This window comes from Bradyrhizobium sp. MI1.4 (assembly GCF_055811315.1).
The window spans coordinates 1-16,584 of sequence record NZ_JBVVPP010000022.1; the positions used below are offsets into that span (position 1 = coordinate 1).

Sequence of the window (16,584 nt, forward strand, 5' to 3'; positions counted from 1 at the left end):
GCGGGCCCTCAGGATGGCCGCAGATACGCTCTCTCTATTGCGCGGCTGCTTCCCGCTTGCGCGATCCTGTCGCGGCGAGATATCAAACCCTCATGGTGAGGAGCCCGCCAAGGCTGGCGTCTCGAACCATGCAGGCCGAGGTCTCAGGGAGTAGAGATCTAGTCGCCCCACTGCGCGAAGGCGTCGTTGAAGGCGCGCTCGCCGGGAGCGCCCTTCTCGATGGCGATGATGGCGCGGCGCTGGTTGGCGTAGACCAAGGGCACGTCGAACCAGGAGCGCTCCTTCAGCAGCTGGACGTTGCGGCTGCGGTCGGCATCGACGTTGGAGAGGCCGACCAGGAAGAAGCCGTCGGTGACCTTGACCGCGAGGCCTGCGAGCGGCGTGCCGCGTGCCTGCTCGTTCGACTTCATCAGGATGCCCGGCACGTTGGAAACGCCGCCGCCCGGAAAGTCCGGCGGCAGGACGAAGGTCAGCTCCGCGGTGTGGCTCGCCGGCAGCGAGGAGTCGGTGTTGCGGCGGAACGACATCGTCATCTTGAACTTGCGGTCGGGAATCTCGATGTCGGCGCGCACGGCGACGTCGGCCTTCTGATTGCCCGACGCCTTGATCGGCTCGAGCCGCCACACCACCGAGCCGACATATTGCTTGCCCTTCGGATCGGATGGATCCTCGTCGTAGAGCACGACTTTCTGCGCCACCGGCGCGACCGGCTGGTCGCTGGCCGAGGGCTGGCCGACGCGATCCGGAATCTTGGGCTTGCTCTGCGGCTGAGACGAATCCTTGGGCGCCTCCACCACCTGCGTCGGCGAAGACTTCAACAGGTTGGTCGCGGTCTGGACCAGCTGCTTGCCCCACAGGATGCCGGCACCGACCAGGATCAGCACGATGCCGACGGCGATCGCGCTCTTGAACGGAAAGGCGCGGCCGGTGCGGGCGCGCTTCTTCTTGGGTTCGCGGTCGAGAACGGGGATGTGCGGACGTTGCGACGGCGGCTGCGACGGCGGCGCGTAGCGCTCAGCTTCCTCGATCGATTCGTCGTAGGAATACGGCGCGTCGGCTCCGGCGCCGCGATTCTCCAGGCTCGGCTCGAGCCGGTCGAATTCCGGCGAGGGCGAGGGCACGTTGGCGTAGGTGCGGCGCGCCGCGCGGTTGGCCTGCGCGGCGGCGCCGCCGAGCTCGTTGGCGTCCGCCGTGATGTCGCGGAAGCCGCGCACGCCCGGTGCGGGCGGCAGCGGCGGTGGCGGTCCCATGTCCGGCGGACGGCGCCCACCAGCGCGATCACGTCCGACCGGCGGAGGCTCCGGCATCGACGACGGGGCCGGCGGACCCGGCTGCCGCGGCGCGTCGAAACGCGGGGCCCGCGGCGCACGCGGGGCGTCGCCCTGGTCATCGACATTGAAGGAGGGCCGGTCAGCCCGCGGCGGCGGCGGAGCCGGACGGGTGCGCGGCGGGGCAGCGGTTTGCGGCGCGGGCGAGTTGCCCTCGGTGGCGCGGGTGCTGGCACGGCGGAAGGCGTCGCCGCTGCCGCTGCTGCGGGCGCCGCCACCGGGGCGCGAGGCCTCGCGGGCACGCTGGGCCGCCTCTGATTCGACCTTGCGGACGGCCTCTTCCAGCGAGAGGCGCTCGCGGGTGATCTCGGATTCGGAGAGCGGCGGCTGCACGCTGCGCAGTTGCGCGATCAGCGCCGTGCGCGCCCGCTCGTAGAGCGCGCGACGGCTCTCGCCGGGAGCGTTGGGGTCCAGGGCGGCAATAGCGCGGGCGATCAGCGGGTAGTAATCAGCCATTTCTACTCAATTATACGCGCGTCCCGGTAAGAGATCGTTAAGCCTCAAACGGATTTTGTACCAGGATAGTATCCTCGCGTTCGGGGCTGGTGGAAAGCAGCGCCACCGGGCACCCCACCAATTCCTCGATCCGGCGGACATATTTGATCGCCTGGGCCGGCAGCTGGGCCCAGGACCGCGCATTGGCGGTCGGCTCCTTCCAGCCCTCGATGGTCTCGTAGATCGGCTCGACCCGGGCCTGGGCGCCCTCGCCCGCCGGGAAATGATCGATCTCCTTGCCGTCCAGCCTGTAGCCGGTGCAGACCTCGATCGAATCGAAGCCGTCGAGGATGTCGAGCTTGGTCAGCGCCAGACCGTTGATGCCGCAGGTCCGGACCGCCTGGCGAACCAGAACCGCATCGAACCAGCCGCAGCGGCGGGGCCGCCCGGTATTGGTGCCGAACTCGCGGCCGCGCTCGCCGATCTTGCGGCCGGTCTCGTTGTCCTGCTCGGTCGGGAACGGGCCCTGGCCGACGCGGGTCGTATAGGCCTTGCAGAGGCCGAGCACATAGCCGACCGCGGCGGGGCCGAGGCCCGAGCCGGTCGCCGCCTGCGCCGCCACCGTGTTGGACGAGGTGACGTAAGGGTAGGTGCCGTGATCCACGTCGAGCAGGGCGCCTTGCGCGCCTTCGAACAACATGCGCTTGCCCTCGCGCCGCTTGATGTCGAGCAGCCGCCACACCGTCTCGGCATAGGGCAAGAGCTGCGGCGCGAGCGCGGTCAATTCCTTCACGATCTCCTTGCCGTCGAACTCCGGCAGGCCGAGGCCGCGGCGCAATGCGTTGTGATGCGCCAGCAGCCGGTCGATCTTGTGCGGCAGGGTGTCGAGATCGGCGAGGTCCATCAGGCGGATGGCGCGGCGGCCGACCTTATCCTCGTAGGCCGGGCCAATGCCACGGCGGGTGGTGCCGATCGCGGTCGCCGCATTGGCGGATTCGCGATGCGCGTCGAGTTCGCGGTGCAGCGGCAGGATCAGGGTGACGTTCTCGGCGACCCGCAGATTGTCCGGGCCGACCGCGACGCCCTGCGACCGCAGCTTGGTGACCTCGTCGAGGAAGGCGGCGGGATCGAACACGACGCCGTTGCCGATCACCGACAGCTTCTGATCGCGCAGCACGCCCGAGGGCAGCAGCGCCAGCTTGTAGGTCTTGCCGTTGATCACCAGCGTGTGGCCGGCGTTGTGGCCGCCCTGGAAACGGACGACGATGTCCGCCTGCTCCGACAACCAGTCGACGATCTTGCCCTTTCCTTCGTCGCCCCACTGGGCGCCGACGACGACAACATTGGCCATTCGCGGGTAATCCCTATGCAATCTGTCAGATGCGCCCAGCCCAATCACGGCCGGGGCCGCTCGAACGCGAGGCAGCCAACCGGATAAAGGATGCAGCCTCTCTAGGCAAGCAAGAACGGGACTTTTTCGAGGCCGCGAGCGCATCCCAAGCCTTTGATATCCCCTGAAAATCCAGAAACCTTCGCGGCGGGTGCAATGCTTCGACCAAAGCGTGAGAGGCTGCTTCCGCCGCTGCATGGTCGCGATGCATCCGGCCCCCGTTGATGCAACCTCGATTTCCGTGTCTTTGAACGGGGCCGGGTTTGAACCGGCCCGGGTGCCACCGGGCTGGAGGCTTGGCGCATGACGCGGGGCCACAACAATCCAATGTCCGCCACCGACGAGACCACCGGCGCCGCCACGTCCGGCCACAACTGGATCGCCAACCAACCTTATCTGCTGCTCAGCATCACCGCGCTGTGCTGGGCCGGCAATGCCATCGTCGGCCGGCTCGCCGCCGGTCACATCCCGCCGGTGACGCTGTCGTTCCTGCGCTGGTTCTTCGCCTTCCTGCTGGTGCTGCCGTTCGCCTGGAAACACCTTGCGCAGGACTGGCCCGCGATCCGCGGCAGGCTCGGCCTGATGGTCACGCTCTCGATCACCGGCATCGGCGCCTTCAACACGCTGCAATATTGGGCGCTGGAGCATACGCAGGCGCTCAACACTCTCCTCTTGCAATCCGCCGCGCCGCTGGTCGTGGCGCTGTGGTCGCTCGCCATCCTCGGCGTCCGCCTCACCGTAGCGCAGGCCTTCGGCGTGCTGCTGTCGATGTGCGGCGTGCTGATCATCCTGCTGCATGGCGACTTCACCACGCTGTCGAACATCGACTTCAACAAGGGCGACCTCATCTTTGTCGTCGCGCTGATCATCTTCGCGCTCTATTCGGTGCTGACCTTGAAGCGGCCCCCGATGCACGGCCTGTCGTTCCTCGCCTTCACGTTCGGCTGCGGTGCTGCCTGTCTCATTCCGCTGGAGATGTGGGAGTTGTCCGCGCGTCCCGTGATGAAGCTCGACGGGCCGAACCTCCTGACCCTGTTCTATGTCGCGGTATTCCCCTCGACGCTCGCCTATCTCTGCTTCAATCGCGGTGTCCGCCTGATCGGCGCCAACCGCGCCGCGCCGTTCTTCCATGTCGTGCCGGTGTTCGGCTCGATCATGGCAATGGCGTTTCTGGGCGAGCACCCGCAGGCGTTCCACTTCATCGGCTTCGCGCTGGTGCTGGCCGGCGTGTTCGTGGCGTCACGGAAGCAGGCGAGCTAGGCTTGGGGCCCGGTTCGATCGGCTGCGATCAAGCGTTTGTCGACGGGTTCATCCACACCATCTCCCAAACATAGCCATCGGGGTCTTCAATGTGTCGGTTGTACATGAAGCCGAGATCCTGCGCCGGATTGGGATCGGCGCGACCGCCCGCAGCCACCGCGCGCGCCAGCGTTGCATCGACGGCATCGCGGTCGTCGACCGTGAGAGCGAACATAGCCTGGCTGTGGCGCCGCGCGTCGCCGATCTCGCGGCTGGTGAATTCACGATACCGGTCGTGGGTCAGCAGCATCACGCCGATCGCGTCCGTGAACATGAGCGACGTCGAATTTGCTCCGGAGAATTGAGGATTCACCGCGCCACCCAGGGCTACGTAGAACGCTGTCGATGCGGCGAGATCGCGTACCGGCAGGTTGACCAGAATCATCTTGGACATTGCTTTTCCTTCGAAAGCGGCTGGAAGCCGCGCTATGGTCTGACATTGGGAACAGAGAGCTCTCAACACTCCTCCCTGGACTGCATTCAAATGTAGCGCGCGGCGCCCATGCAGAGCGCGGCGATGCCCAGCAGGCCCGCCGCCGCACGTTGGGCGGCGGCGATACGTGCACGGAGGTCCTCCGGCTTGCCGGTGCCACGACGCAGGGCCACGAGCGCACGGGGACCGATGACAGCCTGAACGCCCGCCGCAATCAGTGCGCAGACAGCACCGACGGCGAGCACCTGTTCGGTCGTGCCGAAGCTGTGGGAATGAACGAGATGGCCGAGATAGCCGCCGGTCAGGATGGCAATCGTCGCCGCGCCGAGTTGTGGAAAGACCAGCTGCTCACCGGCAACTCCGCCGATGCGGGCCAGCGCAAAGCTTGATCCCGCCCAGAACACGGACGACAACACATGAAGTGACAAGGCGATCACGAGGGCAGTTTGCATGGCAAGCTCCGAACCGGCTTCTAAATTAGATATACTACATGTATAGTCAATACGTCAACAGAATGGCAAGGCGATGCCGAAGCGCAATTATGTGAGCTCCGCGCGGGCTTCCGCGGCGGCGGCGACGCGCGAGCGCATCATCGCGGCCGGCGCGCGACTCCTACGCGAGGACGCGAGCATTGCGAACTTCTCCCTCGACGTGGTCGCCAAGGCGGCCGGCGTCACGCGATTGACCGTCTACAACCAGTTCGGATCGCGGCGGGGATTGCTGGAGGCCGTGTTCGACGACATCGCGCACCAGGGCGGACTGTTCGAACTGGCCGAGGTGATGACGATGGCGGATCCGCGCGCCGCGCTCGACCGCGTCATCGAAATCTTCTGTACGTTCTGGGGGCGCGATCCCGCCATCGGTGGGCTCAACCAGGCCATCGCGACCGATCCGGAATTCGGCGAGGCGCTGATCGAGCGTAACGAGCGACGGCGCGAATTGCTGACCGCGCTGCTGTCGCGGATCGTGGGCAAGCACGCGGCAAAGCGCGCCATGCGGGACACGGTTGATTTGATCTTCGTGCTGACGAGTTATCCGACGTTTGCAGCGCTGAGCCGGCAGCGGTCGACGGAGGAGGTCTGTCGCTTGCTGCAGACGGCGTGCCACGCGGCTGTGGACGGGCTGAAGTAAGCCGGCAGCAGGCGGCGCTACTTCATCTTGAACTTGCTGTACGCTTCGCTGGTCGCAATGATGACGTGCTCGGCGCAGGCGTTGACGCGGTGCGGATCAGCCTCCGTCTCGTAGGCCTTCGAGGTCATCATGTCGATGAAAGCCGTGACGGTGGGATAATAGACCAGCGCCGCGAAATCCCAGTCGTTGCCCTGCTGCGGGCCGAGCGCGACGGCCCTGGCCTCGCCGGTCCAGAGCAGCGTGCCGCCGCGTGCCTTGATCATCGGCACTGTGACCGCACTGTAGCGCAGATAGGCGTCCCAGCCGGAACCGTCGCCGTCGCCGGAGTGCGCGTGGAAGCGCATCAGGTTCAACATCACCACCGGTGCATGCCGATCGAGCCGATCAAGGCCATCGATGTTCAACATATTAACCGCCAATGCCGCCTCCTCTGGTCATGCCTGCATTGTAGCATTGCGGTCGCATGACTTGTGTCACGACGCAAATCCGGCGCAAGCTCGTATGCAACGCCAATGACGATCGCTTCGCCCGCGCCACCGGCCTCCAATCCGGCCAGTTGGCTCAACAACCAGCCTTATCTGCTGCTCAGCCTGAGCTCGCTGTTCTGGGCCGGCAACATCGTGCTCGCGCGCCACGTCGGCGCGCATGTGCCGCCGCTGACGGTGACCACGATCCGCTGGTTCGGCGTGTTCCTGATCCTCCTGCCCTTCGCCTGGCCGCATCTGAAGCGCGACTGGCCGAATCTGCGCAAGAGCCTGCCGCTGATGCTGTTCCTGTCGCTGGTGGGCTTTGCCTTCAACAACGCGATCTCGTACTGGGCGATGCAGTACACGGAAGCGCTGAACGCGCTGCTGATCCAGTCGGCCGGACCGTTGTTCGTGGCGCTGTGGTCGCTGGTGCTGTTCGGCGTGCGGCTGACCGGTGCGCAGCTCGCCGGCATCGGGATCTCGCTTCTCGGCGTGCTGATCATCATCCTGCGCGGCGATCTCGCCGCGCTCGCGAGCATCAGCTTCAACAGGGGCGACATCATGTTCGCCTCCTCGCTGGTGGCGTTCGGGATCTACTCTGCCTTCATCCCGCGGCGGCCCAAGATCCACCAGCTCTCCTTTCTCTCCTTCACCACCTGCTGCGGCGCGACGATGCTGCTGCCGACCGCGATCTGGGAGGCCTGGAGTGGTCGCGTCCTGCAACTCGACGGGGTGACGCTGGCGACGCTGGGCTACATCCTGATCTTTCCCTCGACGCTGGCCTATCTCTTCTTCAACCGGGGCGTGGCGCTGATCGGCCCGAACCGCGCCGCGCCGTTCTTCCATCTGGTGCCGGTGTTCGGCTCGGCGATGGCGATCCTGCTGCTCGGCGAAAAGATTCAGCCCTTCCACCTGATCGGCTACCTGCTGGTGCTCGCCGGCGTCGTGATCGCCTCGCGCCAGGGTTCTGCGGTGAAGTAATTCCGCGACGCGAGACGAGGCGACAAACTCGCGCCTTCCGATTTCGACGAGGAGACGCTAGGTTCCCCGCCAACCAAAAAAGAGGGAACGACCAGACATGCTTTCAGCGTTGATCCGAAACCTGCGTGCCATCGGCACGGGCGCCCTTTGTCTCGCCGCCGCGTCCGCTGCGCAGGCCGACAATTATCCGAGCCGCAACATCACGCTGGTGCTGCCGTTCGCCGCCGGCAGCGGCACCGACACCACGACGCGGCTGATCTCGCAGCATTTGTCGCAGGCCCTCGGCGTCGGCATCGTCATCGAGAACAAGGCGGGCGCCAACGGCATGATCGCCGCCACCTATGTCGCGCGCGCCGCGCCCGACGGCTACACGCTGCTGGTGACCACCAACACCACGCATTCGGCCAATCCCTATCTGCTCAAAAGCCTGACCTACGATCCGGTCAAGGACTTCACCCCGATCGCGCGCACCGGCGACCTGCCCTTCATGCTGGTGATCCACCCGGAGGTGCCGGCCAAGACCGTCGGCGAGCTCATCGCCTACGGCAAGGCCAATCCGGGCAAGCTGAGCTACGCCTCGGGCTCGTCCTCGGCGATCGTGTCGGGGGCGACCTTTGCACACAATGCCGGGCTCGACCTCCTGCACGTGCCCTACAAGAGCTCGCCGCCGGCGCTCAACGACGTCATGGGCGGCCGCGTCTCGATGATGTTCGTGGACATCCTGACCGGCCTGCCGCATGTCCAGGGCAACGCGCTACGCGCGCTCGCCGTCACGACGAAGGACCGCTCGTCGCTGGTGCCGAACCTGCCCTCGATGCAGGAGGCCGGCGTGCCGGACTTCGACATCTCGTCGTGGCAGGGCTATTTTGGCCCCGCCGGCATGCCCAAGGAGATCGTGACGCGACTCAACGCCGAGATCCGGAAGATCGTCGAGAAGCCGGAGATCAAGGCCCAGCTCGCCACCCTCGGCATGGACGCGTTTTCGGGCACGCCCGAGCAGCTCGGCACGTTCGTGAACGAACAGCTGGTGTTGTGGGAGAAGCTGATCCGCGAGGCAGGGATCGAGAAGCAGTAGGGGCTCGCGAAAGCCGCGCGCTCGGCATTCTCCGTCATGGCCGGGCTTGTCCCGGCCATCCACGTCGATCAAAGCGTCCGGTGTCCAAGAACGTGGATGCCCGGGACAAGCCCGGGCATGACGATAGAGGAGATGGCGTCGCTTTGGTGTGGCGACCTACGCCGCGCGCACCTTGGCGAGGAAGCCGTCGACTGCGCTGCGCAGCGCGCCGGACTGGCTGTCGAGCTCGCGAGCGTTGGTGAGCACGTCGCTTGCCGCCGTGCCGGTCGCTTCCGCGGCCGAGGTGACGCTGCCGATATTGGCGTTGATCTCGTTCGATCCGGCCGCGACCGACTGAATGTTGCGGGCGATCTCGCGGGTCGCCTCGCCCTGCTGCTCGATCGATGCTGAAATGCCCGCGGTGATCTCGCTCATCTCGGCGATGGTCTGAGTGATGCCGCCGATGGCGGCGACCGCATCGCTGGTCGATGTCTGCATCGCCGCGACCTGGGCGGAGATTTCCTCGGTCGCCTTGGCGGTCTGGTTGGCGAGCGCCTTGACTTCGGAAGCGACGACGGCAAAGCCGCGGCCGGATTCACCGGCGCGCGCCGCTTCGATGGTGGCGTTGAGGGCGAGCAGATTGGTCTGTGCCGCGATCGAGTGGATCAGCTTGACCACCTCGCCGATCTTCTCGGCGCCGGTGGAGAGTTCCTGCACCGTGGCATTGGTACGCTCGGCGTCGTTGACAGCGCGGCTCGCCACTTCGGTCGAGCGGGTGACCTGGCGCGAGATCTCCGCAACCGAGCTCGACAGCTCTTCGGCAGCCGCGGCAACCGTGCCGACATTGCCCGACGCTCTCTGCGAGGCCGCGCCGACCGTCGCCGCACGCGACGAGGCGTCGCCGGCGGTCGCGGTCATCGATTGCGCAGTGGCTTGCATGCCCGTCGCAGCCGAGGAGACCGAGCGGACGATACCATTGACGCTGCGTTCGAAGTCGCTGGCGATGCCCTCCATCACGCTGCGACGTTCCGCCGCTGCGCGATCCTTGGCATCGGCTTCGCTCTTCTCGATGTCGCGGATGCGGACAGCGTTGTCCTTGAAGATCTGGACGGTCGACGCCATTGCGCCGACCTCGTCACCACGGCCGACGCCGGGAATGTCGCCGTCGAGCTTGCCCTCGGCGAGATCCTTCATGCGGGCTCCGAGCAGGGCGAGCGGGCGGCTGATGCTGCGACCGATCAGCCAGGCAACGCTGCCGGCGACGATGACGATACCGAGCATGGCCAAGCCGAGCAGCCAGTAGACCGGACCCATCTTGGCGTCGATATCATCGAGATAGGCGCCGGTGCCGAGATACATGTCGAAGCCGGGGACCGCGACCGCGTAGCCGAGCTTGCGGATCGGCTTCTCCTGGCCGGGCTTCACATATTCATAATACAGCAGGATCGAACCATTGGCCTTAACCCCGTCCATCAACTCGGCAGACAGCTTGCGGCCGTTGGTCACGACATCCATGCGGTTGCTGCCGATCTGCTTCGGATCGGGCGCGAGCTGGGTGATGCCGTCATAGGACGTGCCGAACAAATAGCCCGCACCGTTGTCATACGTCATTGCATTGCCGTAGCGACGAATCTCGGCCATCGCCGCATCCTTCGTCAGCTCGCCGGCGTCGACCCGCTTCTTGAGGGCAGCGGCGTAGTTGCGCCCCATCTCCACGATCGCCTTGGCCTGATCGATGCGCGCGTTCACCATCTCCTGCTTCATCAGGTATCCGGCGAGGATCCCGGAAATGCACAGTCCGAACAAGGTGACGCCGACGAGGATGCCGAGCTTGGGGGCGATCTTCATATTGCTTAATTTCACGGGATGCTCCGGCAACACAGGGATAAGGACGCGCGAGTGAATCGATCGAAATCAAATTAACCTTTTAGGGGGTGACCCCTTAGCAAGCTGTTACGGGGCGCCCCGTAGAAGCCCGGAGAAGACGTCGAACCAGTCGTATAAATCGCCTCAATGACAACCGGGAATTGTACGCGACCTCCTCGATTTCGCGTAAAAGACGCAAAGGCCCGCGCAAAGCATGGGTCACAACAAGAAACCAAATCGGGAGCAGGATATGCCGAAATACAGGGTGGTGACGCCGAAGGGCGCGAGCTTCACGGTCGCGAGCAGCGATTATTCCTACGAGCGCGAGGCGCTCGATCCGATCGACGCCGAGATCGTCGAGGCGCCGGCCGACGAGGCCGGGTTCATCGCCGCCGCGAAGACAGCGGACGCCATTTACGCCAAGGGCATCCCGATCACCAAGACCATCATCGACGCGCTGGAGAGCTGCAAGGTCATTACGCTCGGCTCGGTCGGCGTCGATAGCGTCGACATCAAGGCGGCAACTGCGCGCGGCATTCCCGTCACCAACATCCCCGACACCTTCATCGAGGAGGTCGCCGACCATGCCATGATGCTGCTGCTCGCAGGCTTCCGCCGGCTGGTCGAGCAGGACCGGATGGCGCGCAGCGGCCGCTGGGCGGAGGGCCGGCCGGCGTTGTCGAAGATCCCACGACTGATGGGCCAGACGCTCGGCTTCATCTCGTTCGGCCGCGTCGCGCGTGCAGTTGCGAAACGCGCAGCTCCGTTCGGTCTGCGGATGATGGCCTACGATCCCTTCATCCAGGAAACGCTGATGTCCGACCACGGGGTGATTCCGGCGACGCTGAACGAGGTGTTGTCGCAATCCGACTTCCTCTCGATGCACGCCCCCGCTCGGCCCGAGGTGCATCACATGCTCACCGAGAAGCACTTCCGGCAGATGAAGAAGGGCTCGGTCTTCATCAACACCGGCCGCGGCGCCACCGTGGACGAGGAAAGCCTGATCAAGGCGCTTCAGGAGGGCTGGATCGCCCATGCCGCCCTCGACGTGCTGGAGAAGGAGCCGCCCTCGCACAACAACCCCATCCTCAGCATGGAGAATGTGACCCTGACCGCCCATGTCGCCTCCGCCTCGGCACGGTTTGACGAGGCGCGCAAGCGCCGGGTGGGCTACGAATTGTCACTGGTGCTTCAGGGCATGTGGCCGGTAAGCTGCGTCAATCCGTCGGTGCTGCAAGACACCGCGCTCCGCCGCTGGCAGCCTGTCAGCATGGACCGCGGCCCGAACAGCTAGACGGGACGGCCGCGAAGGCGCGCCGGCAACCGGAAAGACCCTTCACCGGCGATCAACGCCGGGAAGGGAAACATATAGGGAGGAACCGATGAGGAACGACATCACGCGTCGTGATGCCTTGGCGCTGGGCCTGTCCGCTGCGGCAATCGCGGCAACCGGTGCTCCGGCAAATGCGCAATCCGCGATCAAGGCCGCGGACGTCCCCACACCGAAACTGCCGATCGAGAAAGGCGCATCCCTGCGCATGCTGCGACCGGTACGTTTCGTCCAGGCCGACGAGGACGTGTTCCGCGCCAATGCGGCCAAATTCACCAAGGAGACCGGGGTCGAGGTCAAGGTCGACTTCGTCGGCTGGGAGGACATCAACCAGCAGACCGCGGTGACCGCGAATTCCGGTGCCGGCCCCGATATTATCATCGGCTTCTCCGATGCGCCGCACATCTATATCGACAAGCTGATCGAGCTGACCGACGTCGCCGACTATGTCGGCAAGCGGTACGGCGGCTGGCTGCCGCTGGCGCAGCGCTACGGCAAGAAGAACAAGAGCGACGCTTGGATCGGACTGCCGTTCGGCGCGACCGCGGGTCCGCTGATCTACCGCAAGTCGATCCTGCGATCGGTCGGCTTCGACAAGGTGCCGGAAGACCATGCCGGAATCCTCGATCTCTGCCAGAAGCTTCAGAAGGCCGGCAAGCCGGCCGGCTTGGCGCTCGGCAACGCCAAGGGCGACGGCAACGGTTTTGCGAACTGGGCGCTGTGGTCGCACAACGCGGCGCTGCTCGACGAAGAGGGGAACGTCGTCATCAACAGCAAGGAGACGATCGCCGCACTGAACTGGGTCAAACAGCTCTATCCGACCTTCGTCGCCGGCACGACGTCATGGAACGACGTCAGCAACAACCGCGCCTACGCCGCGCAGGAGATCTCGCTGACCGCCAACGGCGTCTCGCTGTATTTTTCACTGAAGAACGATCCGGCGACCAAGGCGATCGCCGACGACAGCGAACATCAACTGCTGCCGAAGGGTGTCGCCAAGGTCTCGCCGATGGCGGGCCTGACGCTGAACGCCATGCTGTTCAAGCACAGCCAGTACCCCAACGCCGCAAAGGCCTTCCTGCAATACATGCTGGAAAAGGACCAGTACGAGCCGTGGCTCAACGCCAATTCCGGCTACTGGGCCCAGCCGCTCGCGGCTTACGCGGAGGCCAAGGTCTGGAGCGAAGATCCCAAGATCAAGATCTTCAAGGACACCATGAACACCATCTACTATGACGGCTATGCTGGCCCGATCTCGACCGCGACCGGTGCCGTCAGCGCCGACTACGTGCTGATTCAGATGTTCGCATCCGTCGCGACCGGCGCTGCCACGCCGGAAGCCGCGGCCGCGGAAGCCGAGCAGCGCTGCAAGCGGTACTTCCGGCGGCAGAAGTAGCGCTGGACAAAGGGCGTCATTGCGAGCGAAGCGAAGCAATCCAGCCTGTCTTCCCAGTTACAGCCTGGATTGCTTCGTCGCACCAGTGCAAAATTGCTTCGCAATTTTGTCACGGGCTCCTCGCAATGACGGGCTTGGTGACTTTCAGAGACGGGACAACAAACCGATGTCCGTGACCACACTCTCTTCTCCAGCCCTCGTGCACCGGCAACCCTCCTGGCTGGTGCGCCTGTTCGACTACAAGCCGTTCCTGATCGTGATGTGCCTCGCACCTGCGATCGGGCTGCTCACGGTGTTCCTGACCTATCCGCTCGGCCTCGGCATCTGGCTCGCCTTCACCGACACGACAATCGGCAGAAAAGGCGTCTTCGTCGGCTTCGAGAATTTCCAGTATCTGCTCACCGATTCCCTGTGGTGGAACGCGGTGTTCTACAGCGTGGTCTACACGGGGATCGCGACCTTTGGAAAGTTCGCGCTCGGCTTCTGGCTCGCACTGCTGCTCAACAACCATTTTCCGTTCAAGAGCCTGTTGCGTGCGATCATCCTGATGCCCTGGATCGTGCCGACGGTGCTCTCGGCGCTGGCGTTCTGGTGGATCTACGATCCGCAGTTCTCGATCATCTCCTACCTTCTGGTCGACGTGCTGCACTGGCGCACCACCAATATCGACTTCCTCGGCTCGCCCTGGCCGGCGCGCTTCTCGCTGATCGCCGCCAATATCTGGCGCGGCATTCCCTTCGTCGCGATCTCGCTGCTGGCGGGCCTGCAGACCATTTCGCCCTCGCTCTACGAAGCCGCGATGCTCGATGGCGCCAGCGCCTGGCAGCGGTTCCGCTACATCACCTTCCCGATGATGATGCCGATCCTCGCGATCGTCATGACCTTCTCGATCATCTTCACCTTCACCGATTTCCAGCTGGTCTACGCCATCACCCGGGGCGGCCCCGGCAACTCAACCCATTTGCTGGCAACGCTGGCCTTCCAGCGCGGCATTGCGGGCGGCGAGCTCGGCGAGGGCGCGGCGATTGCGGTGTCGATGATCCCGTTCCTCGTGTTCGCAACGCTGTTCTCTTATTTCGGCCTGGCGCGCCGCAAATGGCAGCAGGGAGAGAGCAATGACTGATACCGCCGCCGAGCCGGCCGCCGTCGCCACCACGCCGCCGGACACCATGGCCTGGGATTCCGGGCTGCGGCGGCTGATGATGATCTATCTGCCGCTCGGCTGCTTCGTGCTGATCCTCCTATTTCCGTTCTACTGGATGACGATCACGTCGTTCAAGCCGAACGCAGAGCTGATGAACTACAAGGAGCACAACCCGTTCTGGATCTCCTCGCCGACGCTGGCCCACATCAAGCACCTGTTGTTCGACACCGCCTATCCGCGCTGGCTGTGGACGACGATGCTGGTCGCGGTCGGGGCGACTACGCTGTCGCTGATCGCGAGCACGCTGGCCGCCTATGCGATCGAGCGCCTGCGCTTCCGCGGCAGTCCCTATGTCGGCCTCGGCATTTACATGGCCTATCTCGTGCCGCCGTCGATCCTGTTCATTCCGCTCGCGACCGTGGTCGTGCAGTTCGGCCTGTTCGACAGCCCGCTTGCGTTGATCCTGGTCTACCCGACCTTCCTGGTGCCGTTCTGCACCTGGCTCCTGATCGGCTATTTCAAGTCGATCCCCTACGAGCTCGAGGAATGCGCGCTGGTGGACGGCGCCACCAGGCTCCAGATCCTGCGACGGATCACGCTGCCGCTGGCGGTGCCCGGCCTGATCTCGGCCGGCATCTTCTCCTTCACGCTGTCCTGGAACGAGTTCATCTACGCGCTCGCCTTTATCCAGAGCGGCGCCAACAAGACGGTGCCGGTCGCGATCCTGACCGAGCTCGTCACCGGCGACGTCTATCAGTGGGGCGCGCTGATGGCGGGCTCGCTGCTCGGCTCGCTGCCGGTTGCGATCTTCTACTCGCTGTTCGTCGATTACTACGTGTCGTCGCTGACGGGCGCGGTCAAGGAGTAGCTGTCGGCTGCGGCGTTTGGCCCGGTTTCACAAAACTGCAATGCGCGGTCCGCATAAGACGGCCTCCGTTAACAGGAGACGCACATGCGCGCGACTTTGCTTAGTACCGTCGCAACGATCATTCTGACCGCGAGCTCCGCGCAGGCGCAGAGCGAAGGCGAATTCCCCGCCAAGCTCGCCGGCCACGTCGTGATGCCGGCCGCCACGTTCATCGACGCGCCGGCTGATGCTCCCGCCGATCTCAAGACATCCGGTAAATACACCACCGGGAAGCGGGTCGACGCGCTCGGCACGGTGATGGGCAAGTCCTATGAGCGGGCCACCGGCGTGTCGCTGCCGTTCAAGGGCCAGCCGCTGCAGGGCCATTCCGGTATCAAGTCGATGGGGGACGGCACTTTCTGGGTCATCACCGACAACGGCATGGGCGCGCGCGCCAATTCGCCAGATTCGATGCTGTACCTCAACCGCTACAGGATGGATTGGGCCGGCGGCAAGATCGAGCGGCTGGAGACCGTGTTCCTGCACGATCCCGACAGACGCGTGCCGTTCCGCATCGTGCATGAAGACACCGAGAGGCGTTACCTCACCGGCTCCGACTTCGACACCGAAGGTTTCCAGATTATCGGCGACACCTTCTGGATCGGCGACGAGTTCGGCCCCTACATCCTGAAGGCCGACAAGACCGGCAAGATTCTGGCCGTATTCGAGACGGTCGCCGACGGTAAGCCCGTGCGATCGCCGGATCATTGGGCGGTGGCGACCCCGGGCGCGCCGGGTGCGACCTACACCAACGTCAACCTCCGACGCTCCAAGGGTTACGAGGGCTTCGCCGCCTCGAAAGACGGCAAGTTTCTCTACGGCCTGCTCGAGGGGCCGCTCTGGGATGCCGAGAAAAAGGACTGGGAGAAGGTCGACGGCAAGGAAGCCTCGCGCATCCTCGAATTCGACGTCGCCGCGGAAAAATTCACTGGCCGCTACTGGCAGTATGTGTTCGAGCAGAACGGCAATGCCATCGGCGACTTCAACATGATCGACCCGAGCGCCGGCCTGATCATCGAGCGCGACAACGGCGAAGGCACGCCCGAAAAGGCCTGCCCGCAAGGCACCCGCGGCGAGAACTGCTTCCCCGACGTGGCCAAGTTCAAGCGCGTCTACAAGATCGAGCTCACCGACGCCAATGTCGGCAAGCCCGTGCGCAAGATCGGCTACATCGACCTCCTGAAGATCAGGGATCCCGACAAGAAGGCGAAGAAGCCGCTCAATGACGGCGTCTACACGTTCCCGTTCTTCACCATCGAGAACGTCGATCGTGTCGACGAAACCCACATCATCGTCGGCAATGACAACAATCTGCCGTTCTCGTCCAGCCGCGATCCCAACAAGGCCGACGACGACGAGTTCATGCTGCTCGATGTCGCGGACTTCCTGAAGGCGAAGTAAGCCAGCGCTCTCTCAACGCGGG

At 64.6% G+C, this 16,584-nt stretch carries 15 protein-coding genes; 9 read left to right on the forward strand and 6 right to left on the reverse strand.

Translation table 11 applies throughout. The features are described 5' to 3' along the window. Window positions 1–158: 158 nt before the first annotated feature. Window positions 159–1,784, reverse strand: coding sequence for a hypothetical protein (locus AC0L23_RS22805; RefSeq protein ID WP_085349173.1), 1,626 nt, complete (start codon window positions 1,782–1,784; stop codon window positions 159–161). Between the two features lie 37 nt (window positions 1,785–1,821). Next, on the reverse strand, window positions 1,822–3,114 hold the full coding sequence (locus tag AC0L23_RS22810; protein ID WP_085395141.1) for an adenylosuccinate synthase: 1,293 nt from the start codon (window positions 3,112–3,114) through the stop codon (window positions 1,822–1,824). A 366-nt stretch (window positions 3,115–3,480) separates the two neighbouring features. Between AC0L23_RS22810 and AC0L23_RS22815 the strand changes: the two genes are divergently transcribed. Next, complete coding sequence (locus AC0L23_RS22815) at window positions 3,481–4,413, forward strand: DMT family transporter (RefSeq protein WP_085395142.1); 933 nt, start codon at window positions 3,481–3,483, stop codon at window positions 4,411–4,413. A gap of 28 nt (window positions 4,414–4,441) precedes the next feature. Here AC0L23_RS22815 and AC0L23_RS22820 read toward each other — a convergent pair whose 3' ends face one another. Beyond that, complete coding sequence (locus tag AC0L23_RS22820; protein WP_018453853.1) at window positions 4,442–4,846, reverse strand: VOC family protein; 405 nt, start codon at window positions 4,844–4,846, stop codon at window positions 4,442–4,444. An 86-nt stretch (window positions 4,847–4,932) separates the two neighbouring features. Next, the gene (locus tag AC0L23_RS22825) at window positions 4,933–5,337 is read right to left on the reverse strand and encodes a hypothetical protein (RefSeq protein WP_204512197.1); all 405 of its coding nucleotides are present in this window, start codon (window positions 5,335–5,337) and stop codon (window positions 4,933–4,935) included. A 73-nt stretch (window positions 5,338–5,410) separates the two neighbouring features. Here AC0L23_RS22825 and AC0L23_RS22830 point away from each other — a divergent pair, with 73 nt between their 5' ends. Then, the gene (locus tag AC0L23_RS22830; RefSeq protein ID WP_018453851.1) at window positions 5,411–6,016 is read left to right on the forward strand and encodes a TetR/AcrR family transcriptional regulator; all 606 of its coding nucleotides are present in this window, start codon (window positions 5,411–5,413) and stop codon (window positions 6,014–6,016) included. A gap of 17 nt (window positions 6,017–6,033) precedes the next feature. Here AC0L23_RS22830 and AC0L23_RS22835 read toward each other — a convergent pair whose 3' ends face one another. After that, complete coding sequence (locus tag AC0L23_RS22835; RefSeq protein WP_018453850.1) at window positions 6,034–6,423, reverse strand: hypothetical protein; 390 nt, start codon at window positions 6,421–6,423, stop codon at window positions 6,034–6,036. A gap of 105 nt (window positions 6,424–6,528) precedes the next feature. Here AC0L23_RS22835 and AC0L23_RS22840 point away from each other — a divergent pair, with 105 nt between their 5' ends. Further along, window positions 6,529–7,464: a DMT family transporter gene (locus tag AC0L23_RS22840; protein WP_007614154.1), complete on the forward strand. Its 936-nt coding sequence runs from the start codon at window positions 6,529–6,531 to the stop codon at window positions 7,462–7,464. 97 nt (window positions 7,465–7,561) lie between these two features. Then, on the forward strand, window positions 7,562–8,539 hold the full coding sequence (locus AC0L23_RS22845) for a Bug family tripartite tricarboxylate transporter substrate binding protein (RefSeq protein WP_018453849.1): 978 nt from the start codon (window positions 7,562–7,564) through the stop codon (window positions 8,537–8,539). 156 nt (window positions 8,540–8,695) lie between these two features. Here AC0L23_RS22845 and AC0L23_RS22850 read toward each other — a convergent pair whose 3' ends face one another. After that, a complete protein-coding gene (locus AC0L23_RS22850; RefSeq protein ID WP_026232608.1) occupies window positions 8,696–10,381 on the reverse strand; it encodes a methyl-accepting chemotaxis protein in 1,686 nt (561 codons plus the stop codon). A gap of 253 nt (window positions 10,382–10,634) precedes the next feature. Here AC0L23_RS22850 and AC0L23_RS22855 point away from each other — a divergent pair, with 253 nt between their 5' ends. The 5 genes from AC0L23_RS22855 to AC0L23_RS22875 all read left to right on the forward strand — a co-directional run bounded on the left by AC0L23_RS22855 (window position 10,635) and on the right by AC0L23_RS22875 (window position 16,562). Further along, window positions 10,635–11,678 carry a C-terminal binding protein gene (locus AC0L23_RS22855; RefSeq protein WP_085395144.1) on the forward strand — a complete coding sequence of 348 codons (1,044 nt, stop codon included), beginning with the start codon at window positions 10,635–10,637 and terminating at the stop codon, window positions 11,676–11,678. Window positions 11,679–11,766: 88 nt separating this feature from the next. Next, window positions 11,767–13,110, forward strand: coding sequence for an ABC transporter substrate-binding protein (locus AC0L23_RS22860; RefSeq protein ID WP_085395145.1), 1,344 nt, complete (start codon window positions 11,767–11,769; stop codon window positions 13,108–13,110). 166 nt (window positions 13,111–13,276) lie between these two features. After that, window positions 13,277–14,233 (forward strand): carbohydrate ABC transporter permease, encoded by a 957-nt coding sequence (locus AC0L23_RS22865; protein ID WP_018453845.1) that lies wholly within the window; start codon window positions 13,277–13,279, stop codon window positions 14,231–14,233. Further along, window positions 14,226–15,122, forward strand: a complete 897-nt coding sequence (locus tag AC0L23_RS22870) for a carbohydrate ABC transporter permease (protein WP_018453844.1) — start codon at window positions 14,226–14,228, stop codon at window positions 15,120–15,122. Before AC0L23_RS22865 ends, AC0L23_RS22870 begins: the two co-directional genes overlap by 8 nt. Before the next feature lie 84 nt (window positions 15,123–15,206). Further along, window positions 15,207–16,562 carry an esterase-like activity of phytase family protein gene (locus AC0L23_RS22875; RefSeq protein WP_085395146.1) on the forward strand — a complete coding sequence of 452 codons (1,356 nt, stop codon included), beginning with the start codon at window positions 15,207–15,209 and terminating at the stop codon, window positions 16,560–16,562. The last annotated feature ends 22 nt before the right edge of the window (window positions 16,563–16,584 follow it).